The sequence below is a fragment of the Kitasatospora sp. NPDC058162 genome, assembly GCF_042884005.1.
Lineage (GTDB): Bacteria > Actinomycetota > Actinomycetes > Streptomycetales > Streptomycetaceae > Kitasatospora.
Window position 1 is genome coordinate 420,280 of the sequence record NZ_JBHVUS010000004.1, and the last position, 25,829, is coordinate 446,108.

A 25,829-nucleotide genomic window follows, 5' to 3' on the forward strand; every position below is an offset into this window, starting at 1 on the left:
CTCCGGATCGGGTCAGGTCAGTTCAGCGGCGGTCAGGCCGTGGGGCAGGGTGCGCCAGGGGTTCTCCCCGGCGCCCGGTACGGCGCAGCCGACGCCGGCTCGCCGGGCGGCGATCAGTGCGGAGGCGTCCTCGGCGGCCTCGGCGGGGACGTCGTAGACCAGGTGGCAGAAGCGGGACGCCGCGTGGCGGGCGGTCCACAGGGGCAGGGTCATGGCCCGGTACGCGTCCCAGTCGCCCTCGAAGGTGACCAGCAGGTCGGCCAGGCCGACCTCGGCGTAGGCCGGGTCCGGGTGCTCGCCGTGGCCGAACACCACGGTGCCGCAGCCGGCCGCCCGGGCCGCCGTCGCGAGGCGCCGGTAGTGCGCCAGCGCGCCCGGGTGGGTGGTGACCTGGTCGAGGTAGACGCCGGTGACGGCATGCCGCTGACGGTACGTCAGGATGTCGGCGACCACGGCCGCGTGGGGCCGACGGCCGTAGTCGGTGTCGGCGTAGCCGAGCAACGGCAGGCCGGCCGCGCGGAGTTCGTCGGCGGCCTCGGCGAAGACGTTGTCCGGGACCTCGCCGGGACCGTCCGCGAGGTTGAGCACCACGGCGGCGATCCGGGCGGGGCCGGCGGCGGCGACCGCCCGCCAGGCCGCCGGGTCCACCGCGGGGTGGACGTACAGCGGCACCAGCAGGCGGCCGTCGGGGGTGGTCCCGGCGGTCATGCGACCACCGGGGTCGGCGCGGGCTCGGCGGTGCTGAGCCACAGGTCGCGCAGGGTGTCGGAGAGGTCGGTCTCCGGCTGCCAGCCGAGCTCCCGGGCGGCGGCCGACACGTCGGCCTGCTGCCAGGAGACCGCGGCCGAGCGCTCGGAGCCCGCCCCGCTCTCGTCGATCCGGCCGGTGAAGCCGGACGCCGCGACCAGGCCGTCGGCGATCGCCCGGACCCGCTGGGCCCGGCCGGAGGCGAGGTTGAGCACCCGGGGGAGCGGGCCCTCGGCGGTGACGGCCAGGCCGACCGCCCCGGCGATGTCCCGGGCGTCCACGAAGTCCCGGTAGGCGGAGAGGTCCCCGACCGTGACCACGGCGTCGGCGCCCTCGGGCGCCGCCCGGCGCAGTTCGGCCGCCAGCCGGCCGGGCAGCGAGCCCGCCGGGGCGCCCGGTCCGACCGGGTTGAACACCCGCAGCACCACCGCGTCCAGCGGCGAGCCGGCCACCGCGAGGGAGCCGGCCAGCTTGGTCGCGCCGTACACGCCGACCGGACGGGCGTCGGCCTGCTCGGAGAGCGACTCGCCCTCCGCGCAGACGCCGTACTCGCCGGCCGAACCGATGTGCACCAGGCGGGTCTTCGGGGCGCCCAGGGCGAGCGCCTCGCAGAGCACCGCCGGTCCGCGGGCGTTCACCTCGGCGAGCTTGACCGCGCTGCCGGCCACCGCGCCGGCGAAGTTGACCACCACGTCGGGGGCCAGCGCGGCCAGTTCCTCGCCGAGCGGGCCGGCCTGGGCGGTGCCCAGGTCCAGCCGGAGGTCGTGGGCGGGCCGCCGGCCCGCGGTCAGCACGGTGGCCCCGGGCAGTGACCGCAGGACGGCGGTGGCGTGACGGCCCAGGAAGCCGTCGCCGCCGAGCAGCAGGATTCTCACGCGGCCCGTCCGTCGGTCTCGACGCCCGCGGTGACGGGCTCCTCGGCCGCTTCGTCCGGGGCGGTGCGGGCGGCCGGGAGCGGCAGCTCGGCGACGCCCGGCACGGTGCCGGCCGACTCGAAGGGCATCAGGACCGGGCGGATCGTGGAGAACTCGGCGTTCGCCCGGTCGTAGTCGTCCGGGCGGCCGATGTCCAGCCAGTAGCCGCCGAAGTCGTACGCGGCCGGCGGGGTGTCGGCGGCCAGCAGGTCGAGCACCAGCTCGTCGAAGCCCAGCGGCAGGCCGGGGGTGTACTTGGCGAGCGCCGCGCGGGAGACGCCGTACACGCCCATCGAGACCCGGTAGTCGATGCTGGGCTTCTCCTGGAAGCCGGTGATGGTGCCGGACTCGGCGGTCAGCACACCGAAGTCGATCTTCACCTGACGGGCGTAGGTGGCGATGGTCAGCGGGGCGCCGGACGTCTCGTGGTGCTTGAGCACCCCGGCGAAGTCCAGGTCGGTGAGGATGTCGCCGTTCATCACCAGGAAGTGCTCGGGCAGGCGGTCCTGCATGGTGAGCAGCGGGCCCATGGTGCCGAGCGGGCTGTCCTCGACGGCGTAGCCGACCCGCAGGCCCCACTGCGAGCCGTTGCCGACGTAGGCGCGGATGATGTGGCCGAGGTGGCCGATGGCGAGGGTGACGGTCTTGAAGCCCGAGGCGGCGAGCTGGCGCATCACGATCTCCAGGATCGCGTGCTGGTCGCCGATCGGGACGAGCGGCTTGGGAAGCGCGGTGGTGTAGGGGCGGAGTCGAACGCCCTTACCGCCGGCCAGGATCACTGCGTGCATGGTGTTTCCCCCACGGAAAGATTGTGCAGGCCACGAACCTTGGTAACCAGGACGAGCATGGTCGTTACGGCGGTCAGACGTTGTAGATGTCGGTCTTGTAGCGGGCCAGGTTGGCCGGGTCGCGGAAGAACTCGATGGTCTGCTCCAGGCCCTGCTCCAGCGTGAACTGCGGCGCCCAGCCGGTGGCCGTGCGCAGCCGGGTGGCGTCCGCGACCAGGCGCATGACCTCGGAGTTGGTCGGACGGATGCGCTGCTCGTCCTCCTTCACCACCAGGTCCACGCCCATCAGCTTGCCGACCAGGGTGACCAGGTCGCCGACCGAGATCTCGCCGCCGGTGCCGGCGTTGAAGGTCCGGCCGACCACGGTCTCGGCGGCCGCGGTGCCCACCGTGCGGAAGGCGTTGGCGGTGTCCTTGACGAACGTGAAGTCGCGGGTCGGGCGCAGGTCGCCGAGGGTGATCTCGGTCTGGCCGGCCGCGACCTGGGCGATCACGGTCGGGATGACGGCGCGCATCGACTGGCGCGGGCCGAAGGTGTTGAACGGGCGCAGGGTGACGACCGGGGTCTCGAAGCTGGCGTGGTAGCTGTCGGCCAGCCGGTCCCCGCCGGCCTTGGAGGCGGCGTACGGGGACTGGGTGTTGATCGGGTGGTCCTCGGTGATCGGCACGGTCTGCGCGGTGCCGTAGGTCTCGCTGGTGGAGGTGTGCACCAGGCGCGGGATCTCCAGGTGGCGCACGGCCTCCAGGACGTTCAGGGTGCCCGTGACGTTGGTGTCCACGTACGAGTGGGGGGCGCGGTAGGAGTACGGGATCGCGATCAGGGCGGCCAGGTGGTAGACCGCCTCGGTGCCCTTGACCAGGCCGTTGACCGAGCCCGGGTCCCGGACGTCGCCGAGGATGATCTCGACCGAGTCCAGCACCTCCGGCGCCAGGGTCTCCAGCCAGCCGAAGGAGGAGAAGGAGTTGTACTGGACCATCGCGCGGACGTGGTGCCCGTCGGCGACCAGGGTCTCGACGAGGTGGGAGCCGATGAAGCCCTCGGCTCCGGTAACCGCGACGCTGCTCATGCGTTCTTCGCTTTCTCGTTTTCGGGAGCGGCCGGACGTCTGAGCGCGCCAGGCCGGTGGTGCCTCTGGAGAGGCGGATTCTCAGCGGTGTTGGGTGGTGCGGCCGAGCGCGGGCCCGGCGGTTGCGGTGAGGACGAGGGCGGCCGCCCCGCAGCCGATCAACTGCAGGACGATCGGGTCCGCACCGGTCAGCAGCCCGACGCTCTCGGCGACCGCGGCGGCCAGACAGATGAGGGCGGTGCTCCAGCTGAACCCGAAGGCGTTCAGCAGCAGCGCCAGCCAGAGCGAGCCGCCCAGGAGCAGCATCGCGCCGAGCTGCGGCACGCCGAGCGACGGGGCGCCCGGCCACAGCACGGTCGCGGCGGCGTCCAGCGCGGCCACGGTGGTGAGGTAGATGAACAGGCAGCCGAGCAGGATCCCGCCGGTGCGGCGGGTGAACTGCCCGGTGGTGTGGCTGGTGCGCAGCGCGGCCACGGCCATCGCCCGGTAGCGGAACAGCAGCCACTCGGCGAGGCCGAGGCTGAGCGTCAGCGCGATCATGGCCGGGCCGGTCGGGGTGGTCTTCATCTCGTGCACGGCGTGCGCGCCCCGGGCGGCGGCGTGCACCGCGTGGCCGGAGGCCTGCACGGCCTGGTGGATGGTCTCGCCGAGGCCGGCGATCAGCGTCAGCGCGCCGCAGGCCAGCCCGAACAGCAGGTGCGGGACCTCCTGGCGGACGGGCAGCCTCAGCTCCACGCCGTCCCGTTCGCCGCCGCGGGCCGCGACCAGCAGCTCCCGGACGGCCAGGCCGACCGCCAGCGCCACCGAGGCGAGCAGCACCACGGTACGGACCAGCTCCGGCACGTCGACGGCCAGCACCACGCCCGCGCCGACCGAGGCCGGGGCGAGCGCCAGCAGCAGGAACTTCTCCCGCCCGAGTACCAGCAGCGCGGTGGCGGCCGCCAGGTAGCAGGACTGGCCCGCGGCGAACCACAGGGCGCCGAGCGGCCCGCCGACCACGTACGCGGAGGCGGCGGCGAGCAGCGCGCCGACCGGTGCGCCGACGGCCAGGCAGACCGCGGCCTCCCGGCGGCGCAGCCGGCTCAGCCAGCGGTACGAGCGGTGCGCCAGCGCCTGGTTGAAGCCCCAGCTGACCAGCGTGGCGATGGACAGCGCGAGCATGCCCGAGGGCAGCCCGAAGCGCATCCGGGTGGTCGCGAACAGGTTGGCGCCGAGCAGGTAGCCGAGCCCGGGCAGGGCGAACACCAGGCCGCGCACCACGCAGCGCCAGGGGTCGGCCCGCCAGGGGTTGGCGAACTCGGAGCTCGGGCCGGGGTAGCGGCGCTCGACCTTCTCGAACAGCTCCTCGGCGACGGTGAACGCGTCGGGGCGGCCGTACAGCAGCGCGGCCTGCTCGTCGGAGAGGCCGTCGGACTCCAGGAAGGCCGCGATCTCGTACGGGTGGACGGCGTCGGCGCAGACGTCGCGCAGGCGCTCGGCCAGTTCGTCCAGCGGGTCCTCGGAGAGGCCGAGCTGCTGGGCGGGGTCGGGTTCGGCGGGCGGGGCGGGGCGGCGGCGCTTCAGCGGCAGGGAGCGCAGCTGCATCGTCCGGTCGGCGCCGCCCTCGTCGGGGAGGAGCCGGATGGGACCGCTCATGCGCCCACCTCGCTGCGCTCGGCGGCCGCTTCGCGGCACGCGCACCTGCTGATGATTCGCTCGCTTCGCTCGCTCATGCGCCCACCTCCCCGGCCGTACGCGTGCTGATGGTCGGGTGGTTCACGCGCCGACCTCGCTGGGCTCGGGCCGGGCGGCGGCCAGTTGCTGGTCCCAGTCCGGGCTGGGGACGCCGTCGGTGACGGCGACCATCCCGCCGGGCATCCAGCGGGAGGTGCCCAGGAGCTCGGTGTAGATGCCCCGGAAGCCGTCGATGTTCTGGCGGAGCGTGAACTGCTCGATGACCCGCAGCCGGGCGCCCTCGCCGAGCCGGGCGCGCCGCGCGGGGTCGCGCAGCAGCTCGATCGCGGCGGCCGCCATCGGTTCGGGTTCGCGCGGCGGGACGACCAGTCCGGTGTCGCCGACCGCCTCGCGCACGCCGCCGACGTCGGTGGAGACGGTCGCCCGGCCGCAGGACATGGCTTCGATCAGGGTGAACGGGAAGCCCTCGCTGATGCTGGAGAGCATCACCACGTTGCCGGCCGCGTACGCGTCGGTGATGTCGGCGACGCGGCCCTCGAAGGCCACCGAGTCGGCGATGCCGAGCTCGGCGGCCAGGGCTATGCAGCCGTCCCGGTAGGCCTCGCCGCCCTTGGGGGTGCCCCCGAAGAGCCGCAGCCGCGCCTCGGGGATCTCCTGGTGGACGATGGCGAAGGCCCGGATCAGCGTCTCCAGGTCCTTGATCGGGTCGACCCGGCCGGCCCAGCTGAGGGTCGGCGTCTCGGGCTCGGGCCCGGCGGGCGGGAAGGCGGCCGGGTCCACGCCGTTGTAGACGGTGCGGATGTGGGTGGAGGGGGTGCCGCCGCGCTCCTCCCAGCGCCGGTTGTACCGGTTGCCGGGGGTGACCAGTGCGGCCTGCCGGTAGCTCTCCTCGGCGAGCATCCGGTAGAAGCCGAGCAGCAGGGCCTTGACCGGCCAGCGGTACGGGCCGGTGCGGTAGCCGAGGTAGCGCTCGCGCAGGTAGATGCCGTGCTCGGTGAGCAGAAACGGTACGCCGTACTGCTGGGCGGCGATCAGCCCGGGCAGGGTGGCGAGCCCGCCGCTGGCCGCGTGGGCGACGCCGTCGGTGGGCGGCTCGACCGAGAGCGGCCGCAGCGCGTGCTCCAGGAGGTCGGTGGCGTTCAGCGCGTCGTGCAGGGTGGGCCGGGAGACCGCGGTGGGCAGGTAGTCACGGGTCCAGACGTGCTGGAGGGTGCGCAGGGCGCGCTCGCTGCGCAGCGCCGGGCTGAGCAGCCCGCGCCGGGCGAGGTCGGCGAAGCCGTACAGCTCGGTGCCGAAGTGGGTGGTGTAGACCGGGTCGAGGATGGAGTGCAGGAAGCGCTCGTACGCGTTGAGGAAGCGGCGCATCTCCTTGCCGCGCGGCGCCCGGGCCTCCGAGGCCGGGCCCCACAGGGGTGCGGTGGTGACGGACCGTACGTTGGCGGGCAGCTCCCAGGCCAGCGGTTCCTGGCCGGTTCCGGTGACGGCGATGACGTCGAAGTCGACGTCCGGCATGCCCTGGACGAGCTGGTCGCACCAGACGCTCACGCCGCCGTGCTGGTGCGGGTACGTCCCCTCGGTGAGCAGGGTGACGCGCATCTCCTGTCCCCCCTCCTGTTCTTGCGTCGTTTGTCCGGCCTGGGTGGCCGGAGCGGGAGCCGTGGCGGGGCCGGGCCGGGCGATCGGCCCGACCCCGCCACGGGGTGCAAAGGGTTACCGGTTGCCGGAGCGTCCGGTGGTGGTGCCGTGCGAGGCCGTCCCCCCAGGGGCCTTGCCGGAACCGTTCTGGCCGTTGCCGGCCGGGGCGCCGTTGCCCTGGGTGCTGGCGCCCGGGACGACGTCCTTGCCGGGCACCGGGGTGCCGCTGCCGGGGACGAGCGACTGGGCGGGCTTGCGGGTGACGTCGCTCGGGCCCGCCGGGACGGGCGTGGCGACGCCCTGCGGCACGACCTTCTTGTCCGCCGGCGCCGGCGCCGGGACGGACTTGGCCGCGACGTTCGGCGTGACGGCGGCCGGGGCGGCCGGCGCGCTGCCGGACGGGAGCTGCAGGGTGACGCTGCTCTGCAGGGCGCCCGGGGACACCCAGCCCGAGAGCGTACCGGCGTAGGCCGAACCGAAGGCGGCCGTACCGATGGCCATCTTCTGAGCAGTTCCGGTCGGCATGGTGGCCTGGACCTGAACACCGGCGGGCGCGCTGACCGTGACGGTGTTGCCGATCTTGTAGGCGGTGACCTGGCCGGCGGCGACCGCCTTGTTCCAGGCCGCGCGCTTCTGGAACTCCTGGCCGATCTCGCGCTCGCCGAGGTTCACGATCGGGGTGTTGTCGGCGTGCAGCGAGCGGTAGGTGCCGAGGATCTTCTCCAGCACCGGGTACAGGATGCGGTCCTCGGAGAGGTTCGACTGGTGCACGAAGTGCGGGCGCGGGTCGTTGCTCAGCACGTGGCCGAGGTCGATCCGGGCCTCCAGCGGCACGATGTACGACTGGTAGCCGGTGGTGGTGTCCAGCGGCTGGGGCAGGCAGGTGGAGTTGGGGTTGTTCTCGCAGACGCCGCTGCCGCCGTTGGCCTTGCTGGTGTAGATCCAGTTGTACTCGTCGGCCTCCTCCTTCGCCGAACCGGCGTTGTAGAAGACGTTCATCGGGTACCGCGGCACGGTCAGCGTGGACGGACCGACGGCCCGCTGGGCGGGCTCGCGGGAGGCGTCGCTGCCGGTGAACCTGATGCCGTTGGCGGCCAGCGCCGGCGCCAGGTTCGGGTTGTCGCTGGTCTCCTGCGGGGCGGTGAGCAGACCGGAGTGCTCACCGGTGACGAGCACCTGCGGGTCGGGCTTGAGGCCGTTGGCGGCGGCCCAGTCGAAGTTCTGCTTGATCTGGGTGGAGATGGTGTTCTGGTCGGTCCAGACGGTGTTGCCCGACGCGTCCGTGGTGCACTTCCACGGGACCACGGTGACGTTCTGCACGCAGCCCAGGTACGGGTGGGTGTAGGTGTGGTTGACCCAGCGGTAGTTGGCCTGGTCGGCGATCATCTGGTTGGCGGTCGGGTCCACCGTGGTCTGGTGGTCGGCCTTCCAGTCCTCGCTGCCGCCGCCGTTGAACACCATGTCCAGCGTGAAGTTGTTGGCGGTCTGCCACTGCTTGAGGTAGTTGGCGTCGTCCGGGGTCATCCGGATCGGGTTGGTGCTGCCCGGGGTGCCGGGCGGGCAGGTGACGTCGCCGGGGGTGCACTTGAGCGTGGTGTCCCAGCGGTCGTCGGCCAGGAACACGTCGTCGACGTGGGTGGCGAAGTAGTTGCGGTCGTAGCCGAGGTGGACGCCCTGGGTGATCCAGTCGACCATGCCGCGGGCCAGCAGCCGGTACTGCTGCTGGTACTGGTTGTAGACGAAGGTGACGACCAGTTCCTTGCGGCCGTCGTGGGTGTACTCACCGACCAGCGAACCGCGGCTGGTCGTGTTGGGTATCGCCGCGTCGACCAGCGGGACGAAGGAGGCGCCGGACGGCAGGTTGGCGAGCGGGGTCGCCAGGTAGCCGTAGCTCTCGCTGACCTTCGGGTCGTTGTCCTCGAACGGGACGCTGCCCCGGAGGTACCCGAACGGGCCCGAAGTTCCGGCCGCGGTGGTGGCGGCCTGGAATCCGTCGAGGGTCCCGACGAATCCCGGATTCTCCGCGTAGTTCAGGCCCACGGCCGGGCTGGCCCAGGTGTACGCGTCGATCTGCCGGACGTTGAAAGCCGCTTCGTAGGTGGCGATCGCCGCCATCTCGGCGGCGCTGTTCGGGAAGGGGTTTTCGTTCGGCAGCACGATGCCCTGGTACTTGCCCCGGGGCACCCCGTTCACCGTGTCGCTCAGGAAAGCGGCGTTGATGACGGGGCGGCTGGTGTCATTGAGGGTGACGACCTTGTACGGCGTGCCCTGGCTCTTGAGCTCGGCGGTGATCGCCGCGACCGACGGGCCGCCGTCGTCGATGACCAGGACGGTGAGGTCGATCCTGGGCGACGGCGTGGTGGCGCCGTGGGCCAGGGTGGTCTGCAGGCCGCTGGCCAGCAGAACTGCCGCTGCGCAAGCGGCAACTCTTCGGGTCGCTCGACCCATGTCTGATCCTCCCCTTGGGTCAGGCGCCGCGCTGCTTCGTCGCTCGCCTGCCCGTGTAGCTGTTCGCGGGCAGCAGGCTGCCCGGCGCCCATCCTGGTCGAGGGTCGGTAGTGCGAGGGACCAATTGGGCAAGAGTGCAGCGAACCTGTTACCAACGTTCATGGCGAAGCCATGGAGGCGCTGATTCTGACCGCAACCGGACCGCCCGCGCAAATAATGAATTGAAAATGAAAAACCGGAAGCCGACTGCTACAGCTGGTTACCGACTGTGCGGCTCACACGGCTCTGTGGGGCACCTACACTGTCGTCGTTGCGCATGACACTCTCGCACATCCTGCCGCTGGAACGGGCAGGTTCATGCAATATCGGGCACCGCTGTGCCATGTGACAGTCCGAATATGCAATGGAGGCCGCGGTGGCCGATCGTCAGATCGCATCCGAGCGAATCGGGGACGCACGGAATGCCCTCGCGGAGTCGGAAGGAACCGTCCTGGTCGGCCGCAGTCTCGGCCTGCGCGGCGCGGTCAACGCCCGCGATCTGGGCGGGTACCGGACGGTCTGCGGACGGGCGGTGCGTGGTGGTGTGGCCCTGCGCAGCGATGGCCTGAACCACGTCACCGCCGAGGACCTCGACCCGCTGGGCGCGCTCGGCCTGCGCGCGGTGGTCGACCTGCGCAGCGCCGACGAGATCCGCGAGGCCGGTGCCGACCGCCTCCCGGACGGCGTGACCGCGCACCATCTCCCCCTGCTGGCAACGGACTTCGACATCCACGGGACACTGCGCAGCGCCTTCGCCGACCGCAGCCCGCGCAAGCAGCGCGCCCTGCTCGGCGACGGCCGGGCGGCCGCGCTGATGACCGGCCTCTACCGCTGGTTCGTCACCGACCCGCAGGCCCGCGAGACCTTCGCCGCCCTGCTGCGGCTGCTGGCCGCCCCGGACGGCGTGCCGCTGCTGTTCCACTGTTCGGCGGGCAAGGACCGCACCGGCTGGGCGGCGGCGCTCGTGCTGACCGCGCTGGGTGTGGACCGCGGGACCGTGCTCGCCGACTACCTGCTCACCAACGAACGCTCCGCGCCCGTGGTCGACTCGGTGCTGGCGGACTTCGCCCGCCGCGGCCTGATGCGCGAGCCCGAGCTCCTCCTGCCGGTCTTCCGGGCCGACCGCGACTACCTGGACGCGGCCTTCGCGGAGGTCGAGGCCGGCTGGGCCGACTTCGACGCGTTCTGGCGGGAGGGGCTCGGGCTGGACGAGCGCGTGCTGGCCGGACTGCGCGCCAACCTGCTGGACGGCGACGGCAGTTGACCGGGCCGGCGGAGGTCAGCCCTCGCTGATCAGCCCCGCGCGGAGCTGGGTCAGTGTCCGGGTGAGCAGCCGGGAGACGTGCATCTGGGAGATCCCGATCTCCTCGCCGATCTGCGACTGGGTGAGGTTGCCGAAGAACCGCAGCATGATGATCCGGCGCTCGCGCGGCGGCAGCTTGGCCAGCAGCGGCTTGAGCGACTCGCGGTACTCCACGCCCTCCAGCGCGAGGTCCTCGTAGCCGAGCCGCTCGGCCAGCGGCCCCTCGCTGTCCTCCTCACCGGGGCTGGAGTCCAGCGAGCTGGCGGTGTAGGCGTTGCCCACCGCGAGGCCCTCGACCACGTCCTCCTCGCTGACCCCGAGGCAGGCGGCCAGTTCGGCGACGGTGGGGGAGCGGTCCAGCCGCTGGGACAGTTCGTCCCCGGCCTTGGTGAGCGCCAGCCGGAGCTCCTGGAGCCGGCGCGGCACCCGGACCGACCAACTGGTGTCCCGGAAGAAGCGCTTGATCTCGCCGACCACGGTGGGCATCGCGAAGGTGGGGAACTCCACCCCGCGCTCCGGGTCGAAGCGGTCGATCGCCTTGATCAGGCCGATGGTGCCGACCTGGACGATGTCCTCCATCGGCTCGTTGCGGCTGCGGAAGCGCGCGGAGGCGTACCGGACCAGCGGCAGGTTGAGCTCGATCAGGGTGTCGCGGACGTACGTGTGCTCCTCGCTGCCGGGCTCCAGCGCGGCCAGCCGCAGGAAGAGCGAGCGGGAGAGCGTCCGGGTGTCCAGCCCGGAGCCGGGCGGTGCCGCGGCGAGCGTCCCGGGGCCCGGCGATCCGGCGACCGGCGATCCGGCGACCGGTGCTCCTGGGCCCGGTGCTCCGGCGGCCGGCCTTTCGAGGGACGTGGCCCGCTGGAGCGGGATCCGGTCCTCGGCGACCGTCGTACCCTCGGCCTGACCAGCGTGGATCTCCGCAGTGCCCAGCTCTCCGGACATGCACCCACCCCCTTGTGACTGACAGTTGAACGGGGGCCGTCGCACGGAGGTTCCCGGCGGGGGCCCAACCCCCTGCATACCGGAACACGGGCCACGGCAAACCCGAACGTCGCAAGATGTCACGTCGGAGTAACGCGCTGCAATCTCACTCTTCCCAGGAGTTTCCGGTCCGAAGCCTCGTCAGGATCCGCGACAGCAGCCGGGAGACGTGCATCTGGGACATCCCCAGCTCGGTGCTGATCTGCGACTGGGTGAGGTTGGCGAAGAACCGCAGCATCACGATCCGCCGCTCCCGTTCGGGGAGTTGGACCAGCAGGTGGCGGACCATGTCGCGGTGCTCGACCTCGGCCAGCGCGGCGTCCTCGTAGCCGAGCCGGTCCAGCAGGGCGAGGCCGCCCTCGTGCTCCTGGGCGGCCTCCAGGGAGGCGGCGTTGTAGGCCCGCCCGGCGTCCAGGCAGGCCCGGACGTCCTCCTCGGGGATCCGCAGGCTGGCCGCGATCTCGGGCACCTTGGGAGCGCGCCCGTGCAGCACCGTCAGCTCCTCCATGGCGCCGCTGACCTGGACCCACAGCTCCTGGAGCCGGCGCGGGACGTGCATGGTGCGGACGTTGTCCCGGAAGTAGCGCTTGATCTCGCCCAGGATCGTCGGCAGCGCGTAGGTGGGGAACTGGACGCCCCGGGTCGGGTCGAAGCGGTCGATCGCGTTGATCAGGCCGATGGTGCCGACCTGGACGACGTCCTCCATCGGCTCGCTGCGGCTGCGGAAGCGGGTGGCCGCGTAGCGGACCAGGGGGATGTTCACCTCGATCAGGGCGGCCCGGACCCGCTCCCGTTCGGGGGCGCCCGGGGGCAGCTCGCTGAGCCGCTCGAACAGCACCCGGGTGAGCGTCCGGACGTCAACGACGGGGCGGCCGCCGGGGCCGCGCAGCCCGTCCGGGCGGAGTTCGCCGGCCGGGCTGATGATCGCAGCCAACACCTCGTCCACGGACACGTCACCCCTCCCAAGTTCGACAATGGCGGGCCCTGCGGATCGGGTGTCGCGGCTGGTTGATCACCTCGCCATGTCCGGCAAAACCGGTCATAGCATCACAAGCTGGGCGCAGGTCGGGCAAGCACCCGGTGGAGGTGTGTTGGTGCGGTGCTCAGGCGGTGGGGGCCCGGTCGGCGAGGCGCCGCAAGGATTGTTCCCGGGCAGAGCAAGACGCCCCGTCCGGGGACCGGACGGGGCGGGCGCGGGCCGTCCGGGGGACGGCGGCGGGGGTCAGACCTCGATGTCGGCGATCACCCAGGTCGCGAACTCGCGCCACTGGCCGGCCGCGGCCTGGTGCGCGGGGTGGGTCAGGTACGCCTGGAGGGCGGTGCGGTCCTCGACCAGGCTGTTGATCGCGTAGTCGTACGCGATGTCGCGCTCGGTGGTGTTCCAGCCGCACTCCCACTCGCGCAGCTCGGGGATCAGCGAGCCCAGCTCGTCGAACGCCTTGGCGGCGGCGAGCACGCGCTGCTCGTCCTTGGCGACGTCCTCGTTGAGCTTGAACAGGACCAGGTGGCGGATCACGATTGCCGCTCCTTACTTGATCAGACCGGTCATGAAGGTGCCGACCGCCTTGGCCGCGTTCGAGATGCCCTCGAAGCCCAGCTGGACGAGTTCGGCGGACCGGGCCGGTGAGGTGATGATCGAGTAGAGCACGAAGATGAGCAGGAGGGCCATGCCGATCTTCTTCGCCTGCGCCATCGTGACCTTCCTCCCTGCGGTGGGCCGCCGTCATCCGGTCCCCGAGCGGCCCTCAGGGCAGCTTATCCACCGGACGGCCTATCAAGTGTGCGACGCGTTCGCCCGGCGGGACGAAGGTCCCCGCGAGTGGGGCCTTTCTCCGGGTGCCCCGTCCGGACCCGGGCGGCAGGATGGAAGACGTGCCGAGGATCTGGCAGGAATCCCCGGCACGTGGATCCGGAGCCCCCGCTGTGGGACCGGTGGTCGCGGCTTCCCCCCTCGCGGCGCCGGTTGTGGGACTCCGCCGGGGGAGCGGTCAGTCCCCCGAGCCGCTCCCCCTCCAAGGCTCCGTACGAGCCGGGCAATGGTGGTCATCGGCCCGGAGTGCGGAGCCTTTTCCGCGTCCGGGGGAGCCGTTCCGGCGTCAGGGGGCGGACCCGCCGCCTCCGGCGGTGCGCGCGAACGACGAAGGGCACCTACGCGATCGCGTAGGTGCCCTTCGTTCATGGCGGTAGCGGTGGGATTCGAACCCACGGTGGAGTTGCCCCCACACACGCTTTCGAGGCGTGCTCCTTTGGCCGCTCGGACACGCTACCGAGGGGAACTCTACCGGACGGGTGGCGCGGTCACGAAATCCGTATCGGGAGGGCCGTCGCCGGGCGGCTCAGCGGTGGGTGTCGAAGAAGGCGCGCAGCTGTGCGCCGCACTCCTCGGCGAGCACGCCCCAGATCACCTCGGGCCGGTGGTTGAGCCGGCGGTCGCGCATCACGTCGAAGAGCGAACCGGCGGCGCCGGCCTTCTCGTCGAGGGCGCCGTAGACCACCCGGTCGATCCGGGACAGCACGATGGCGCCGGCGCACATGGTGCAGGGCTCCAGGGTCACCACCAGGGTGCAGCCGCTGAGCCGCCACTCTCCGATCCGTTCCGCGGCCTGCCGGATCGCGACCACCTCGGCGTGTGCGGTCGGGTCGCCGACCGCCTCGCGCTCGTTGTGGCCGCGCCCGATCACCTCGCCGTCCGGGCCCAGGACGAGCGCCCCGACCGGGACGTCCCCGGTGGCCGGCGCCAGGGCGGCCTCGGCGATGGCGAGGCGCATCGGCGCCGCCCAGCGGTCGCGGACCGGGTCGGGGCGGACGGGGGCGGGCAGTGGGGGGACGTACGGGACGGTCAGCGGGGTGGATGCGGGCTGCATGGCATCCAGTGTCGGGCATCCGGTGGTGGACACCGGTGCGACCGGTGCCGCTACCGGACCGCCTCCAGGACCTCGCCGCAGCCGAGGGCCTCGGCGATCTCCTCCAGGGCGTCGCCCGGCACCGCGCCCTCGCCGCTGAGGCCGAGCAGCTCGTCGGCGGCCAGGCCGAACTCGGTGAGCAGGTGGGCGTCGCCCAGCGGGCCGACCGGGACGCCGCCGTGGGCGTCCGCGTCCTCGTCGTCCTGCTCCTCGGCCTCCGCCTCCTCGTCCAGCAGGTGGTCCAGGTCGCCGAACTCGCTCTCGCCGGCCTGGTCGACCAGTTCGTCGGTGAGGACGGAGCCGTAGGAGCTGCGGGCGGCGGCGGCGCCGTCCGACACGAAGATCCGCGGGTCGTCCTCACCGTCCACCCGGACGATGGCGAACCAGGAGTCCTCCTGTTCGATGAAGATCAGGACGCTGTCGTCGTCCTGTGCGGAGTCGCGGGCCAGTTCGGCCAGATCGGCCAGGGTTTCGACGTCGTCGAGCTCGGTCTCGCTCACATCCCACCCGTCCTCGGAGCGAGCAAGCACTGCAGCGAAGTACGCCACCAGGGACACTCCCAAGATCATCGGTCTCGGCTTCGGCGCGCTCGGGCGACGCGGAAATCTGGCCGCCCCCGCGCCAGAGGCGGTCCGCTTGTTCGGACCGTCCCATCGGAATCGTGACAGAAAGCCCGCCCTTGCGGGGGGTGTTCGGCAGCGCGTCTTTGCAGGTCGTGTCGGAAGGGCCGGGCGGCGTACGGCGGAGCCGGGCCGGGGCCGTCCGAGGCCGGTCGAAATTCGGTCCGAACGCCCGTCCGGGTCGCGACGGGGTCGGGGCGGGGCCGCGAAAGGGCCGGGGCGGGGTCGGCTCGCGGGGGTGGCGGGCGGGAAGGGGACGGGAAGGGGACGGGTCGGGGGCGGGGCGGGCTCAGATCCGGAAGGTCCGCATCCGCATCGCCTCGCGCATCCGCCGTTCCTTGGTCCGCCGGGGCTGGACCCGCTCCCTCAGCTCTCGGGCCTCGGCGAGCTCGCGCAGGAAGACGGCCCGCCGCTTGCGGCGCTCCGACTCGGTCTCCGGGGGGTCCTGGGGCGGGCCGGCGCGAAGGGCCGCCCCGTCGACGGGCTCGTCGGCCGAGCCGTCCCCGGCCTTCGGGTTGCTCGTCATGAGACGTGACATTCCCAGAACTGCCGGGTTGATACCACAGGAGCCGGTTCCATCCGGACATTCGCGACGTGTCACGGCGTGTCACCGAATGGTGACCGCCGCCGGTCGGCGCCCTGGCACGGCGTGTCGTACAGGCGTCCAGGACCGGGCTAACCTCGGTACATGCGTCTCCACGTCGTCGACCACCCCCTGGTCGCCCACAAGCTCTCCACCCTGCGCGACGAGCGCACCGACTCGCCGACCTTCCGTCGCCTGACCGACGAGCTGGTGACCCTCCTCGCCTACGAGGCCACCCGGGACGTCCGCACCGACGAGGTGGAGATCACCACGCCCGTGGCGGTCACCCTCGGCACCCGGCTCAGCTACCCGCGTCCGCTGGTCGTGCCGATCCTGCGGGCCGGCCTCGGCATGCTGGACGGGATGACCCGCCTGCTGCCGACCGCCGAGGTCGGCTTCCTCGGCATGGTGCGCAACGAGGAGACCCTGGAGGCCTCCACGTACGCCACCCGGATGCCGGACGACCTCTCCGGCCGCCAGGTCTACGTGCTCGACCCGATGCTGGCCACCGGCGGCACCCTGGTCGCCGCGATCAAGATGCTGATCGAGCGCGGCGCCACCGACGTCACCGCCGTGGTGCTGCTGGCCGCGCCGGAGGGCGTCGAGGTGATGCGCCGCGAGCTGGCCGACCTGCCGGTCACCGTGGTCACCGCGGCGCTGGACGAGCGGCTGAACGAGAACGGCTACATCGTCCCCGGCCTGGGCGACGCGGGCGACCGGCTGTACGGCACGGCCGGCTGAGCACCCCTTCCGAACGTCCGAGAGCCCCCGGCGCTGCGTCTGCCGGGGGCTCTCCTGGTTTCTCGCGCGGGGTCAGCAGCTGCCGGTGGCACTCGGGGTGGGGGAGGGCTTGATGGCCAGGGCGAGGGCCGCGGCCGCCTGGGTCTCGTCCAGCAGGGCGTTGTAGCTGTCGCCGATCACGAAGTCCACGCTGGTGTCGGTGCGGGCGTCGGCGGTCACGGCGGCCCCGGCGATCTGCGAGCCCACCAGGGTGCCGGCGGCGGCGCCGGTCGGGCCGGCGATCACCTGGGCGGTGCCGGGCACCTTCTTGTCCAGCTCGGCGGGGGCGTTGCCGACCTTGCCGATGGTGAAGCCGCGCTTCTTGAGCTCGTCCGCGGTCCGTCCGGCCAGGCCCGCCTTGGTGGTGGCGTTGTAGACGTTCACCGTGACGGCGGAGGGCGCGGGGACGGCGTGCGGGTCGACCGGTGCGCCGGGCACACCGGAGGCCGCCGGGGCGCCCGGGGTGGCGCCCGCCGTCGGGGCGGCCAGCGGCTTCCCGGACGGGGCGGCGCAGGCCTGGGCGGAGGCGTTCTTGTCCTTGCCGCGGAAGATGTCGTACAACTGCACGCCGCCGAGGCCGATCAGGGCCAGGGCGAGCAGGGCCGCGAGCGCGGCGATCACCTTGCGACTCTTCTTCGGGGGCCGGCCCAGCCGCGGGTAGGCATTGCCGGTGACGCGGTACTGCTTCCCCTTGAGGCCTTGGGGAGTCAACATGCTCACGGTTTGTCTCCCCCTCGTGCCGGGGCGGGGTCGGGATGACGGGTGGGCCGGGTCGGGGATCCCCGGGAGCGGGCGGATCCCCTGGTCGCGGCCGTAGTCAGCAGCGTAGTGCCGGACGGCTGCGAAGGTACTAAACGATCATCATCTGGAGTACCCCGGTACCCGAAAGGAGGTACCCGGGTACGCGCGGACCGCCCTCCGCCGGTGGCGAGGGGGCGGTCCGGAGTCGTCGCCGTGCGGCCGTCAGTCCATTTCCAGGACACGGGCGTGCAGCACCTGGCGCTGCTGCAGCGCGGCCCGTACGGCCCGGTGCAGCCCGTCCTCCAGGTAGAGGTCGCCGTGCCACTTCACCACGTGGGCGAAGAGGTCCCCGTAGAAGGTGGAGTCCTCGGCCAGCAGGGTTTCCAGGTCGAGCTGGCCCTTGGTGGTCACCAGCTGGTCGAGCCGCACCGGGCGTGGGGCGACGTCAGCCCACTGTCGGGTGCTCGTCCGGCCGTGATCCGGGTACGGCCGCCCATTGCCGATGCGCTTGAAGATCACACGGAAAGCCTACCGTTCGGACGGCGCGCGGCGCAGCAGCCGCGGCGCCGCCACGCGCACCGGTGCGAGCTGCGCGAGGGCGATTGCGGCTGTTTGATGGGAAATGTCGTGAACATCGCCCGGTTCCGGCCGGGTTCAGGACCGGCTTCCGACCGCCGATCCCGTCCAGGAGCGTGCACCGATGGACTCCGCCCCCACCCCGACCGCCGTCCGGGAGATCGCCGACGGGTACGCCTTCACCGGGCCCGCGCTCGACCTCGGCGCGGTGCTGCTGGACGGCACCGCCTACCCCGACGCCCAGGTGCGCGTCCCGCTCGCGGTGCTCAACCGGCACGGGCTGGTCGCCGGGGCCACCGGCACCGGGAAGACCAAGACCCTCCAGCTGATCGCCGAACAGCTCTCCGCCCAGGGCGTGCCGGTGTTCCTCGCCGACATCAAGGGGGACGTCTCCGGCATCGCCGCGCCCGGCACGCCCGGCGAGCGCACCGCCACCCGCGCCGCCGAGGTCGGGCAGCAGTGGACGCCCCGGGGCTGCCCGGTCGACTTCTACTCGCTCGGCGGCCAGGGCGCCGGCATCCCGATCCGGGCCACCGTCACCAGCTTCGGGCCGCTGCTGCTGGCCAAGGTGCTGGACCTGAACGAGACCCAGGAGGCCTCGCTCAGCCTGGTGTTCCACTACGCCGACCGCAAGGGCCTGGAGCTCTACGACCTCAAGGACCTCACCGCCGTCATCGGCCACCTCACCTCCCCCGAGGGCAAGGAGGAGCTGCGCACCATCGGCGGCCTCTCCGCGGCCACCGCGGGTGTGATCCTGCGGGCGCTCACCGTGCTGGAGAACGAGGGCGCCGCGGCGTTCTTCGGCGAGCCCGAGTTCGACACCGCCGAACTGCTGCGCACCACCGCGGACGGAGCGGGCGTCGTCTCGGTGCTGGAACTGCCCGCCGTCCAGGACCGGCCGCGGCTGTTCTCCACCTTCCTGATGTGGCTGCTCGCCGACCTCTACCAGGAGCTGCCCGAGGTCGGCGACCTCGACCGGCCCAAGCTGGTGTTCTTCTTCGACGAGGCGCACCTGCTGTTCCGGGGCGCCTCCAAGGCCTTCCTGGAGGCGATCACCCAGACCGTGCGGCTGATCCGCTCCAAGGGCGTGGGCATCTTCTTCGTGACCCAGACACCGCGCGACGTCCCCGCCGACGTGCTCGCCCAGCTGGGCAACCGGGTGCAGCACGCGCTGCGCGCCTTCACCCCGGACGACGCCAAGGCGCTCAAGGCCACCGTCTCCACCTTCCCCCGCTCCTCCTACGACCTCGCCGCGGTGCTCACCTCGCTGGGCACCGGCGAGGCCGTGATCACCGTGCTCTCCGAGAAGGGCGCGCCGACGCCGGTCGCGGCGACCAGGCTGCGGGCGCCGCAGTCGCTGATGGGGCCGATCGAACCGGGGGCGCTGCAGGCGGCCGTGGACGCCTCGCCGTTGACGGCGCGCTACCGGGACGCGATCGACCGGGAGTCCGCGTACGAGAAGCTGGCGGCCCGGGCGCCCCGGCCGGAGGCGGAGCCGGTCGAGCCGCCGGCGCCTTCCGAGCCGACTGAGCCCGCGCGTAGGCGGGCCGAACCCCAGGGGGCGGGCGGGCTGCTGGGCTCGCTGCTCAACAACCCGACCGTGAAGTCCTTCGCCCGCTCGGCCGGGAAGCAGCTCGGGCAGGAGATCTCGCGCAGCCTGTTCGGGACGTCCAAGCGGCGGCGGTGAGTTCAGGCCCCGAGCGCCGCGCCGATCCGGTCCAGCGAGGACAGCCGCATCAGGCCGTAGTGGTAGAACTCGACCTCGGGGACGCCGAGTTCGCGCAGCACGGCGAGCTTGGCGGCGAGGTTCTCCGGGCCGTCGCAGTCCGAGTCCATCGGGCGCAGGATCACCGCCATCCGCTCCGGGCGGACGCCGTGCAGGGCGAACGCGGCGACCTTGTCCCGGACTTCGCGCGCGGTCGCGGCGTAGCCGAGGGTCTCGATCTGGTCGGTGGCCCCGGCGAGGGCGGGCAGGTCGATGCCGGACAGCCAGCCCTTGCCGGGGCCGGCGCCGTCCAGGAAGCTCAGCCGCAGGCCGTGCCGGCGGGCCTGCTCGGTGAGGTCGGCGGCGAGCGCGGTGACGGTGGCGGCGGAGGCGTCCAGGTAGGCGGCGAAGGCGCCGTCGGCCAGGGAGCTCAGATCGGCCGGCTCGGCGGCGGCGTGCCGGTCGGCCAGCCGGCGCCGCAGTTCGGTCCGCACGGCCTCGGCGACCTGCTCGGCCGGGACGCCCGCGCGGGTGGCGGCGGCGCGGCAGTGCGGGCAGAAGCAGACGCCGAGCAGGGCCTCGGCGGTCGGGCCCAGCTCCTCGAAGTAGCGCTCGTGGTGGTAGCCGTGGCGCAGGCCGTGGAAGTGCAGGGACTCGGCGCGGATCGCGTCCACGCCGTAGCGGGCGAGCTCCTCGACCAGGGTCAGCGCGTACTCGCGGACCTCCGGGTGGGCCGGGCAGAGCTCGGTGAGGTGGCGGTCGCCGAAGGCGTTCGCCGGGGCGCAGTCGGGGTGGGCGAAGCCGAGCCGGTCGTTGTGGCAGAAGACCGTCCAGGCGTGCAGTTTCAGGCCGCGGCGGCCGGTCTCGGCGGCGGCCTCGGCGAAGGGGTCGCGGTCGCCGATCGCGGTGGACGGCACGGGCGCCAGCCGGCGGCCCCGCCAGCGGGCCGGGTCGGGGCGGAAGTAGGCGGCGCCCGGCTCCAGGTAGCGGATCACCCGGCCGGGGTTGTGCGGGAAGACGTCGCGGGCCTGGTGGTAGACGGAGGCCAGGGTGACGCCGCCGACGCCGGCCCGCTCGGTGAGGTTGCCGAAGAAGGGGTCGGCGCCCTCGTCGAGCAGGTCGGTGGCGAAGGCGAGGACGGACGACTCCACGGTGCGGCTCCGGAGCTGGGGGCAGGTGCGCCGTTCACGCTAGCCGCAGGGGTGGCAATGGTCTATACCTGGCGGGGCCGGTCGGGCTAGAGGCCCAGGTCGTCGAGCTCCTTGAGCAGGGCGGCGTTGGGGCTGTTCGGGTCGGTGGCGGTCGGCTTGGGGGTCGGCTTGGTGGTCGGCTTGGGGGCCGAGGCGGTGCGGGCCTTCGGCACGGTGGCCGGGCGCGGGGAGCGGTTGCGGAAGATCCAGGCGCCGGCCAGCCCGCCGACCAGTCCGCCCAGGTGGGCGGCCCAGCTGATGCCGTGCGGGGCGACGCCGGGGACGGCGCCGGTGACCATGTAGGCGAACGAGGCGCCGAGGACGACGCCGATCAGGGTGTCGACCAGGTTCCGGTCGATGATCCCGCGCAGGACCACGTAGCCGAAGTAGCCGAACACCACGCCGCTGGCGCCGGCGCCGATCGTGTTCGGGGGGTCGAAGACCCAAGCCGTCAACTCGCTGGTCAGCGTGACCAGCAGGGTGAGGCCGAGGAACTTCTTCACCCCCCGGTAGGCCGCCAGGAAGCCGAAGACGAACAGCGGGCCCGAGTTGGCCTCCAGATGGGCCCAGTTCCAGTGCAGGAACGGCGCGGTGACGATGTTCGGCAAGCGGTCCAGCTCCTGCGGGCGCACGCCGAAGTTCCGACCGAGGTCGTAGTCGTCCATCCAGTTCACCAGCTGGATCAGCCAGATCGCGGCGAGTACGCCGACCATGGTGAACAGCGCCCGACGGGCGTCCGCGATCATGCGGACGGGGTCGAGGTCGCTTGCCGTGCTGCTGGGGTGTTCCGAGGCCATGGCACCGACTGTAGGGGCCGCCGGATCGAACGTGCACCCCACTACAGTGACCGGTGTCGTCCCGACCGTGAGAACCCGTGAGAGGTGCACCCATGAGTGTTCGTCCGCCACTGCCGTACGAGTTCCTGCCGCAGGTGCCGTCCTTCCCGTTGAGCAGCCAGGACTTCGCCGAAGGCGGCACGCTGGCCGAGGAGTTCATCTACGCCGGCGGCAACCTCTCGCCGCAGCTGGCCTGGTCGGGCCTGCCGGAGGGCACCCGGAGCATCGCCGTCACCTGCTACGACCCGGACGCGCCGACCGGCTCCGGCTGGTGGCACTGGCTCGCGCTCAACCTGCCCGCCGACACCGCCGGACTGCCGCGCGGCGCCGGCGCCTCGGACGAGGACCTGCCGGGCGCGGACTCCTTCCACGGGCGCAACGACTTCCCCGGCAACAAGTACGACGGCGCGGCCCCGCCGCCCGGTGCCCCGCACCGGTACGTGTTCGCGGTGCACGCGCTGGACGTGGAGAAGCTGGACGTCACCGCCGACACCCCGCCGGCCCAGGTCGGCTTCAACCTCACCTTCCACACCCTGGGCCGGGCGCTGCTGACCGGCGAGTTCGGGGTCTGACGGGCTGTTGACGACCGGTCGTCCGGTCGCGGTCCGGCGGTTGCCCGAGGCGGGATGCCGGGCCGACCGCCGGACCGTGGTCTAGCCGCCCGGCCCTAGCCGCCCTGGGCTGCTGCCCGGGCGGCCCGTTCGGCGAGGGTGCGCAGGTGTTCGCGCAGCTCCGGGGGCTCGTGCACTTCGAAGTCGCAGTCCAGCATGAGCAGTCCGGCCGCCATCCACTTGAGCGAGTCGGCGCGGGCGCGCAGCCGGCAGCTGTGGTCGTCGATCGGCTCGATCTCGTAGTCGCCCGTCCAGGGCATCCAGCCGTCCACCTCGGCGGCGGGGCGGCGGACGGTGGCCACCATGGAGCGGGTCGGCGAGCGGCGCAGCCGGTTCGCCACGAACACGGCGGCGTCCTCGGCGGGCAGCGGGCGCGGGGTGAAGCGGGCGCCGGTGGCGAACGGTTCGGCGATCCGGTCGACCCGGAAGAGCCGCCAGTCCTCCCGGTCCAGGTCGTAGCCGATCAGGTACCAGCGGCGGCCGGTCGAGACCAGCCGCTCGGGTTCGACGTTGCGCCGGGTCTCGGCGCCGTCGCGGGCCCGGTAGCCGAAGCGCAGCCGCTCGTGGTTGGTGACGGCGCCGGCCAGCAGGGTCAGCACCTCCGGGTCGACGGTCGGGCCGTCCCCGGTGAGCAGCGGCACGGTGGCGGTGTTGAGGGTGCCCACCCGGTGCCGCAGCCGGGCCGGCAGCACCTGGAGCAGCTTGCCGAGGGCCCGTACCGAGGCCTCCTCGATGCCGACCACGGCGTGTCCGGCGGCCGCCCGCAGGCCGACCGCGATGGCCACCGCCTCCTCGTCGTCCAGCAGCAGCGGCGGCATCGCGGTGCCCGCGACCAGTCGGTAGCCGCCGACCGCGCCCATGCTGGCCTGCACCGGGTAGCCGAGCTCGCGCAGCCGGTCGATGTCGCGGCGGATGGTGCGGGGGCTGACGCCGAGCCGCTCGGCGAGTTCGCTGCCGGGCCACTCGCGCGGGGTCTGCAGCAGGGACAGCAGGTTGAGCAGCCGGGCCGGGGTGTCGGTCATGCCGTCCAGCATGCCCGACCAACTGGGACAGCTCCTGACCTACATGGCCGCTACCGTTCCGGACGTGCAGCAGCGGACGAGCGAGGAGAGCGGAATGAGTACGGCAGGAGCCGACCGGCGGAGGTGGATCGCGCTGGCGATCGTGATGGTCGCCTCCTTCATGGACCTGGTGGACGTCACCATCGTCAACATCGCCATCCCCAGCATCCAGCAGGACACCGGCGCCTCGTTCAGCGAGATCCAGTGGGTCACCGGCGGCTACGCGCTGGCCTTCGCCATCGGGCTGATCACCGGCGGACGGCTCGGCGACATCCACGGCCGCAAGCGGCTGTTCCTGATCGGGATCACCGGCTTCACGCTGGCCTCCGCGCTGTGCGGCCTGGCCACCGGCCCGGAGATGCTGGTCGGGATGCGGATCCTCCAGGGCGGGACGGCGGCCCTCATGGTGCCGCAGGTGCTGTCGATCATCCACGCGACCTTCCCGGCGGAGGAGCGCGGCAAGGTGTTCGGGATGTTCGGCGCGGTGGTCGGCCTGGGCGCGGTGTCCGGTCCGATGATCGGTGCGCTGCTCACCGAGTGGAACCTGCTCGGCCTCGAATGGCGGCCGATCTTCCTGATCAACCTGCCCGTCGGCATCGCCGGGCTGCTGCTCGGTCGCCGGTTCATCGACGAGTCCAAGGCCGAGCACGCGCTCAAGCTCGACCTGGTCGGCGTCGCGCTGGCCAGCCTCGGCCTGCTGATGCTGATCTACCCGCTGACCCACGGCCGGGAGGCCGGCTGGCCGCTCTGGGGGTACCTGTCGATGGCCGGCAGTCTGCCGGTGTTCGTGCTGTTCGTGGTGTACGAGAAGGCCAAGACCCGGCGGGACGGCTCGCCGCTGGTCGAGCTCTCGCTGTTCCGGGTGAAGAGCTTCGCGGCCGGGATCTGCGTGCAGCTGGCCTTCGGCGTCGCGCTGGGCATCTTCTTCCTGGTCTGGACCCTCTACATGCAGGTCGGGCTCGGCTGGAGCCCGCTCAAGGCCGGTACCACCGGCATCCCCTTCTCGATCGCCGTCTCCACGGCGGCCGGGCTGTCGGTGCAGAAGCTGGTGCCGCGCTTCGGGCGCAAGGTGCTCCAGGCGGGCGCGCTGGTGATGGCGGCGGGCGTGCTCACCTACATCTGGGAGGCGAACCGGTACGGGACGGCCATCGCGCCCTGGCAGATGGCGCTGCCGCTGGTCGTGATGGGCCTCGGGATGGGGCTGATCGTCGCGCCGATCACCGACGCGGTGCTGTCCGAGGTGCCGCGCCGGCACGCCGGATCGGCCTCCGGGCTGATCAACACCGTGCAGCAGGTCGGCAACGCGCTCGGGCTCGGGCTGGTGTCGGTCGCCTTCTTCGGGGCGATGGACGACGTGGTCGCGCCCGACGCGCTGGGGACGGCCTTCGGCGGGGCGTTCGTGCACGCGATGTGGTGGGTCACGGGGGTGCTGGTGGCGGTGTTCCTGCTGATGTTCGCGCTGCCGCGGAAGCGGGCGGCGGCGGGCGGGGCCGGTGCGGTCGCTGACGGCCCGCTGCTCGACGGCCCGGTGCTGGACGGTGCGGTCGCGGCGGCTGCGGGGGACGCGGCGGACGCGGCGGACGGGGCTCCGGAGGACCGGAAGTCCGCCCTGGTGTGACGGGTCCGCTCCCGGAACCCGGCTGAGGGCCCCGGTCGCACTGCGCGACCGGGGCCCTCACCGCACACTGGGAGGGTCATGGACCGTACGGCGGTGGACTCCTCGGTGCTGCGCTCGGTCGGGTACGACCCGCGGGCGCGGGTGCTGGAGCTGGAGTTCACCGGCGGGCGGGTCTACCGGTACGCGGACGTGCCGGCCCGGGTGCACCGGGAGCTGCTCGCGGCGGAGAGCCACGGGCGGTACTTCGTGCGGTCGGTGCGCGGGCGGTACGCCTACCGGGCGGTGCCGGACCGCCGATAGCCGCCGCCCCCGGCTGGGCTCAACGGGCCCCGCCGGCACCCGCGGTGGCGGCCGCGGCGGTGGACCGGGTGGTGGTGCGGGGCTTGGCGGCGGCCTTGGCCTCCTTCGCGGCGCGCTTCACCTCCTGCTTGAACTCCCGCACCAGGGTGAGGGATTCGGGCCCGGTGATGTCGGCGACCGAGCGGTGGGCGCCCTCCTCGCCGTACGCGCCGGCCGCCTCGCGCCAGCCCTCGGGCCGCACCCCGTACTGCTTGCCGAGCAGGGCCAGGAAGATCTGCGACTTCTGCTTGCCGAAGCCGGGGAGCGCGTTGAGGCGGCTGAGCAGTTCCTTGCCGGTGCGGGCGTCCTTCCACAGCGCGGCGGCGTCGCCGTCGTACTGCGCGACGAGGAACTGGCACAGCTGCTGGACCCGTTTGGCCATCGCGGCCGGGTAGCGGTGGACGGCCGGTTTCGCGGACAGCAGGGCGACGAACTCCTCCGGGCTGTAGGTGGCGATCTCGTGGGCGTCGAGGTCGTTCCCGCCGAGCCGTCGGGCGATGGTCAGCGGGCCGGTGAACGCCCATTCCATCGGCACCTGTTGGTCCAGCAGCATGCCGACGAGCGCCGCGAGCGCGCTGCGTCCGAGCAGTTCGTCGGCCTCGGGCTGCTGCGCGAGCCGCACGGTGACGTTCATGAGGTTGGGCCTCCTCGGAGTTGACGTCGGTCGGCGC

Annotated in this window: 25 protein-coding genes, 1 tRNA gene and 1 pseudogene; 6 read left to right on the forward strand and 21 right to left on the reverse strand. The window is 72.6% G+C overall.

The genetic code is table 11. The features are described 5' to 3' along the window. Window positions 1-12: 12 nt before the first annotated feature. From ACFVXG_RS11015 to ACFVXG_RS11045, 7 genes and pseudogenes are all read right to left on the reverse strand, one after another. Window positions 13-708: a spherulation-specific family 4 protein gene (locus ACFVXG_RS11015; RefSeq protein WP_350506223.1), complete on the reverse strand. Its 696-nt coding sequence runs from the start codon at window positions 706-708 to the stop codon at window positions 13-15. Further along, window positions 705-1,622, reverse strand: a complete 918-nt coding sequence (locus ACFVXG_RS11020) for an NAD-dependent epimerase/dehydratase family protein (protein ID WP_387926356.1) — start codon at window positions 1,620-1,622, stop codon at window positions 705-707. Before ACFVXG_RS11020 ends, ACFVXG_RS11015 begins: the two co-directional genes overlap by 4 nt. A gap of 125 nt (window positions 1,623-1,747) precedes the next feature. Continuing rightward, window positions 1,748-2,449 (reverse strand): annotated as a pseudogene (locus ACFVXG_RS11025) (NDP-sugar synthase); the annotation flags it as partial. A 73-nt stretch (window positions 2,450-2,522) separates the two neighbouring features. Then, window positions 2,523-3,515 carry an SDR family NAD(P)-dependent oxidoreductase gene (locus ACFVXG_RS11030; RefSeq protein WP_387926358.1) on the reverse strand — a complete coding sequence of 331 codons (993 nt, stop codon included), beginning with the start codon at window positions 3,513-3,515 and terminating at the stop codon, window positions 2,523-2,525. Between the two features lie 81 nt (window positions 3,516-3,596). Next, entirely contained in the window at window positions 3,597-5,150 is a 1,554-nt protein-coding gene (locus tag ACFVXG_RS11035; protein ID WP_387926360.1) for a hypothetical protein, read from the reverse strand. A gap of 120 nt (window positions 5,151-5,270) precedes the next feature. Then, entirely contained in the window at window positions 5,271-6,785 is a 1,515-nt protein-coding gene (gene pelF, locus ACFVXG_RS11040; protein WP_387926362.1) for a GT4 family glycosyltransferase PelF, read from the reverse strand. Window positions 6,786-6,899: 114 nt separating this feature from the next. Beyond that, window positions 6,900-9,272 carry a hypothetical protein gene (locus ACFVXG_RS11045; RefSeq protein WP_387926364.1) on the reverse strand — a complete coding sequence of 791 codons (2,373 nt, stop codon included), beginning with the start codon at window positions 9,270-9,272 and terminating at the stop codon, window positions 6,900-6,902. Window positions 9,273-9,687: 415 nt separating this feature from the next. On the opposite strand from ACFVXG_RS11045, the gene ACFVXG_RS11050 reads away from it, so the two are divergent. After that, window positions 9,688-10,575: a tyrosine-protein phosphatase gene (locus ACFVXG_RS11050; protein ID WP_387926366.1), complete on the forward strand. Its 888-nt coding sequence runs from the start codon at window positions 9,688-9,690 to the stop codon at window positions 10,573-10,575. 15 nt (window positions 10,576-10,590) lie between these two features. On the opposite strand, the gene ACFVXG_RS11055 is transcribed toward ACFVXG_RS11050, so the two are convergent. The 8 genes from ACFVXG_RS11055 to ACFVXG_RS11090 form a co-directional block, all read right to left on the reverse strand. Beyond that, complete coding sequence (locus tag ACFVXG_RS11055; protein ID WP_387926368.1) at window positions 10,591-11,556, reverse strand: RNA polymerase sigma factor SigF; 966 nt, start codon at window positions 11,554-11,556, stop codon at window positions 10,591-10,593. A gap of 145 nt (window positions 11,557-11,701) precedes the next feature. Then, a complete protein-coding gene (locus ACFVXG_RS11060) occupies window positions 11,702-12,484 on the reverse strand; it encodes an RNA polymerase sigma factor SigF (protein WP_387926506.1) in 783 nt (260 codons plus the stop codon). 333 nt (window positions 12,485-12,817) lie between these two features. Beyond that, window positions 12,818-13,111: a Dabb family protein gene (locus tag ACFVXG_RS11065; RefSeq protein ID WP_387926370.1), complete on the reverse strand. Its 294-nt coding sequence runs from the start codon at window positions 13,109-13,111 to the stop codon at window positions 12,818-12,820. Window positions 13,112-13,123: 12 nt separating this feature from the next. Continuing rightward, window positions 13,124-13,288 carry a hypothetical protein gene (locus ACFVXG_RS11070; RefSeq protein ID WP_188304848.1) on the reverse strand — a complete coding sequence of 55 codons (165 nt, stop codon included), beginning with the start codon at window positions 13,286-13,288 and terminating at the stop codon, window positions 13,124-13,126. Between the two features lie 485 nt (window positions 13,289-13,773). Next, window positions 13,774-13,863, reverse strand: a tRNA-Ser gene (locus ACFVXG_RS11075). A gap of 68 nt (window positions 13,864-13,931) precedes the next feature. Next, entirely contained in the window at window positions 13,932-14,459 is a 528-nt protein-coding gene (tadA, locus tag ACFVXG_RS11080; protein WP_387926372.1) for a tRNA adenosine(34) deaminase TadA, read from the reverse strand. Window positions 14,460-14,509: 50 nt separating this feature from the next. Continuing rightward, window positions 14,510-15,067 (reverse strand): tRNA adenosine deaminase-associated protein, encoded by a 558-nt coding sequence (locus tag ACFVXG_RS11085; RefSeq protein ID WP_350506233.1) that lies wholly within the window; start codon window positions 15,065-15,067, stop codon window positions 14,510-14,512. A gap of 340 nt (window positions 15,068-15,407) precedes the next feature. Then, a complete protein-coding gene (locus ACFVXG_RS11090; protein WP_350506234.1) occupies window positions 15,408-15,644 on the reverse strand; it encodes a hypothetical protein in 237 nt (78 codons plus the stop codon). 162 nt (window positions 15,645-15,806) lie between these two features. Here ACFVXG_RS11090 and upp point away from each other — a divergent pair, with 162 nt between their 5' ends. Next, the gene (upp, locus tag ACFVXG_RS11095; protein ID WP_350506235.1) at window positions 15,807-16,442 is read left to right on the forward strand and encodes a uracil phosphoribosyltransferase; all 636 of its coding nucleotides are present in this window, start codon (window positions 15,807-15,809) and stop codon (window positions 16,440-16,442) included. Between the two features lie 72 nt (window positions 16,443-16,514). On the opposite strand, the gene ACFVXG_RS11100 is transcribed toward upp, so the two are convergent. Both ACFVXG_RS11100 and ACFVXG_RS11105 read right to left on the reverse strand, forming a co-directional pair. Next, window positions 16,515-17,195, reverse strand: coding sequence for a LytR C-terminal domain-containing protein (locus tag ACFVXG_RS11100; RefSeq protein WP_387926508.1), 681 nt, complete (start codon window positions 17,193-17,195; stop codon window positions 16,515-16,517). Window positions 17,196-17,444: 249 nt separating this feature from the next. After that, window positions 17,445-17,741, reverse strand: a complete 297-nt coding sequence (locus tag ACFVXG_RS11105) for a type II toxin-antitoxin system VapB family antitoxin (protein WP_030273186.1) — start codon at window positions 17,739-17,741, stop codon at window positions 17,445-17,447. 181 nt (window positions 17,742-17,922) lie between these two features. Here ACFVXG_RS11105 and ACFVXG_RS11110 point away from each other — a divergent pair, with 181 nt between their 5' ends. After that, complete coding sequence (locus ACFVXG_RS11110; RefSeq protein WP_387926374.1) at window positions 17,923-19,485, forward strand: helicase HerA-like domain-containing protein; 1,563 nt, start codon at window positions 17,923-17,925, stop codon at window positions 19,483-19,485. Window positions 19,486-19,487: 2 nt separating this feature from the next. Here ACFVXG_RS11110 and ACFVXG_RS11115 read toward each other — a convergent pair whose 3' ends face one another. Both ACFVXG_RS11115 and ACFVXG_RS11120 read right to left on the reverse strand, forming a co-directional pair. Continuing rightward, window positions 19,488-20,654 (reverse strand): hypothetical protein, encoded by a 1,167-nt coding sequence (locus tag ACFVXG_RS11115; RefSeq protein ID WP_387926376.1) that lies wholly within the window; start codon window positions 20,652-20,654, stop codon window positions 19,488-19,490. 86 nt (window positions 20,655-20,740) lie between these two features. Next, window positions 20,741-21,490, reverse strand: a complete 750-nt coding sequence (locus ACFVXG_RS11120) for a rhomboid family intramembrane serine protease (RefSeq protein ID WP_387926378.1) — start codon at window positions 21,488-21,490, stop codon at window positions 20,741-20,743. Between the two features lie 92 nt (window positions 21,491-21,582). On the opposite strand from ACFVXG_RS11120, the gene ACFVXG_RS11125 reads away from it, so the two are divergent. Further along, the gene (locus tag ACFVXG_RS11125; protein WP_387926380.1) at window positions 21,583-22,101 is read left to right on the forward strand and encodes a YbhB/YbcL family Raf kinase inhibitor-like protein; all 519 of its coding nucleotides are present in this window, start codon (window positions 21,583-21,585) and stop codon (window positions 22,099-22,101) included. 95 nt (window positions 22,102-22,196) lie between these two features. Here the strand turns inward: ACFVXG_RS11125 and ACFVXG_RS11130 are convergent, their stop codons facing one another. After that, window positions 22,197-23,162 (reverse strand): helix-turn-helix transcriptional regulator, encoded by a 966-nt coding sequence (locus ACFVXG_RS11130; RefSeq protein WP_387926382.1) that lies wholly within the window; start codon window positions 23,160-23,162, stop codon window positions 22,197-22,199. Between the two features lie 94 nt (window positions 23,163-23,256). Here ACFVXG_RS11130 and ACFVXG_RS11135 point away from each other — a divergent pair, with 94 nt between their 5' ends. Then, a complete protein-coding gene (locus ACFVXG_RS11135; protein ID WP_387926509.1) occupies window positions 23,257-24,819 on the forward strand; it encodes an MFS transporter in 1,563 nt (520 codons plus the stop codon). Window positions 24,820-24,897: 78 nt separating this feature from the next. Then, complete coding sequence (locus tag ACFVXG_RS11140; RefSeq protein WP_387926383.1) at window positions 24,898-25,119, forward strand: KTSC domain-containing protein; 222 nt, start codon at window positions 24,898-24,900, stop codon at window positions 25,117-25,119. Between the two features lie 19 nt (window positions 25,120-25,138). Here the strand turns inward: ACFVXG_RS11140 and ACFVXG_RS11145 are convergent, their stop codons facing one another. Further along, window positions 25,139-25,792, reverse strand: coding sequence for an HhH-GPD-type base excision DNA repair protein (locus ACFVXG_RS11145; RefSeq protein WP_387926384.1), 654 nt, complete (start codon window positions 25,790-25,792; stop codon window positions 25,139-25,141). Window positions 25,793-25,829: the final 37 nt, after the last annotated feature.

Coding starts and splice junctions, on each gene's coding strand:
- ACFVXG_RS11130 (WP_387926382.1), bottom strand. CDS start 23,162: ATGACCGACACCCCGGCCCGGCTGCTCAACCTGCTGTCCCTGCTGCAG.
- ACFVXG_RS11145 (WP_387926384.1), bottom strand. CDS start 25,792: ATGAACGTCACCGTGCGGCTCGCGCAGCAGCCCGAGGCCGACGAACTG.
- ACFVXG_RS11120 (WP_387926378.1), bottom strand. CDS start 21,490: ATGGCCTCGGAACACCCCAGCAGCACGGCAAGCGACCTCGACCCCGTC.
- ACFVXG_RS11140 (WP_387926383.1), top strand. CDS start 24,898: ATGGACCGTACGGCGGTGGACTCCTCGGTGCTGCGCTCGGTCGGGTAC.
- ACFVXG_RS11070 (WP_188304848.1), bottom strand. CDS start 13,288: ATGGCGCAGGCGAAGAAGATCGGCATGGCCCTCCTGCTCATCTTCGTG.
- ACFVXG_RS11090 (WP_350506234.1), bottom strand. CDS start 15,644: ATGACGAGCAACCCGAAGGCCGGGGACGGCTCGGCCGACGAGCCCGTC.
- ACFVXG_RS11110 (WP_387926374.1), top strand. CDS start 17,923: ATGGACTCCGCCCCCACCCCGACCGCCGTCCGGGAGATCGCCGACGGG.
- ACFVXG_RS11045 (WP_387926364.1), bottom strand. CDS start 9,272: ATGGGTCGAGCGACCCGAAGAGTTGCCGCTTGCGCAGCGGCAGTTCTG.
- ACFVXG_RS11030 (WP_387926358.1), bottom strand. CDS start 3,515: ATGAGCAGCGTCGCGGTTACCGGAGCCGAGGGCTTCATCGGCTCCCAC.
- ACFVXG_RS11055 (WP_387926368.1), bottom strand. CDS start 11,556: ATGTCCGGAGAGCTGGGCACTGCGGAGATCCACGCTGGTCAGGCCGAG.
- ACFVXG_RS11085 (WP_350506233.1), bottom strand. CDS start 15,067: ATGATCTTGGGAGTGTCCCTGGTGGCGTACTTCGCTGCAGTGCTTGCT.
- pelF (WP_387926362.1), bottom strand. CDS start 6,785: ATGCGCGTCACCCTGCTCACCGAGGGGACGTACCCGCACCAGCACGGC.
- ACFVXG_RS11015 (WP_350506223.1), bottom strand. CDS start 708: ATGACCGCCGGGACCACCCCCGACGGCCGCCTGCTGGTGCCGCTGTAC.
- ACFVXG_RS11135 (WP_387926509.1), top strand. CDS start 23,257: ATGAGTACGGCAGGAGCCGACCGGCGGAGGTGGATCGCGCTGGCGATC.
- tadA (WP_387926372.1), bottom strand. CDS start 14,459: ATGCAGCCCGCATCCACCCCGCTGACCGTCCCGTACGTCCCCCCACTG.
- ACFVXG_RS11100 (WP_387926508.1), bottom strand. CDS start 17,195: ATGTTGACTCCCCAAGGCCTCAAGGGGAAGCAGTACCGCGTCACCGGC.
- ACFVXG_RS11125 (WP_387926380.1), top strand. CDS start 21,583: ATGAGTGTTCGTCCGCCACTGCCGTACGAGTTCCTGCCGCAGGTGCCG.
- upp (WP_350506235.1), top strand. CDS start 15,807: ATGCGTCTCCACGTCGTCGACCACCCCCTGGTCGCCCACAAGCTCTCC.
- ACFVXG_RS11035 (WP_387926360.1), bottom strand. CDS start 5,150: ATGAGCGGTCCCATCCGGCTCCTCCCCGACGAGGGCGGCGCCGACCGG.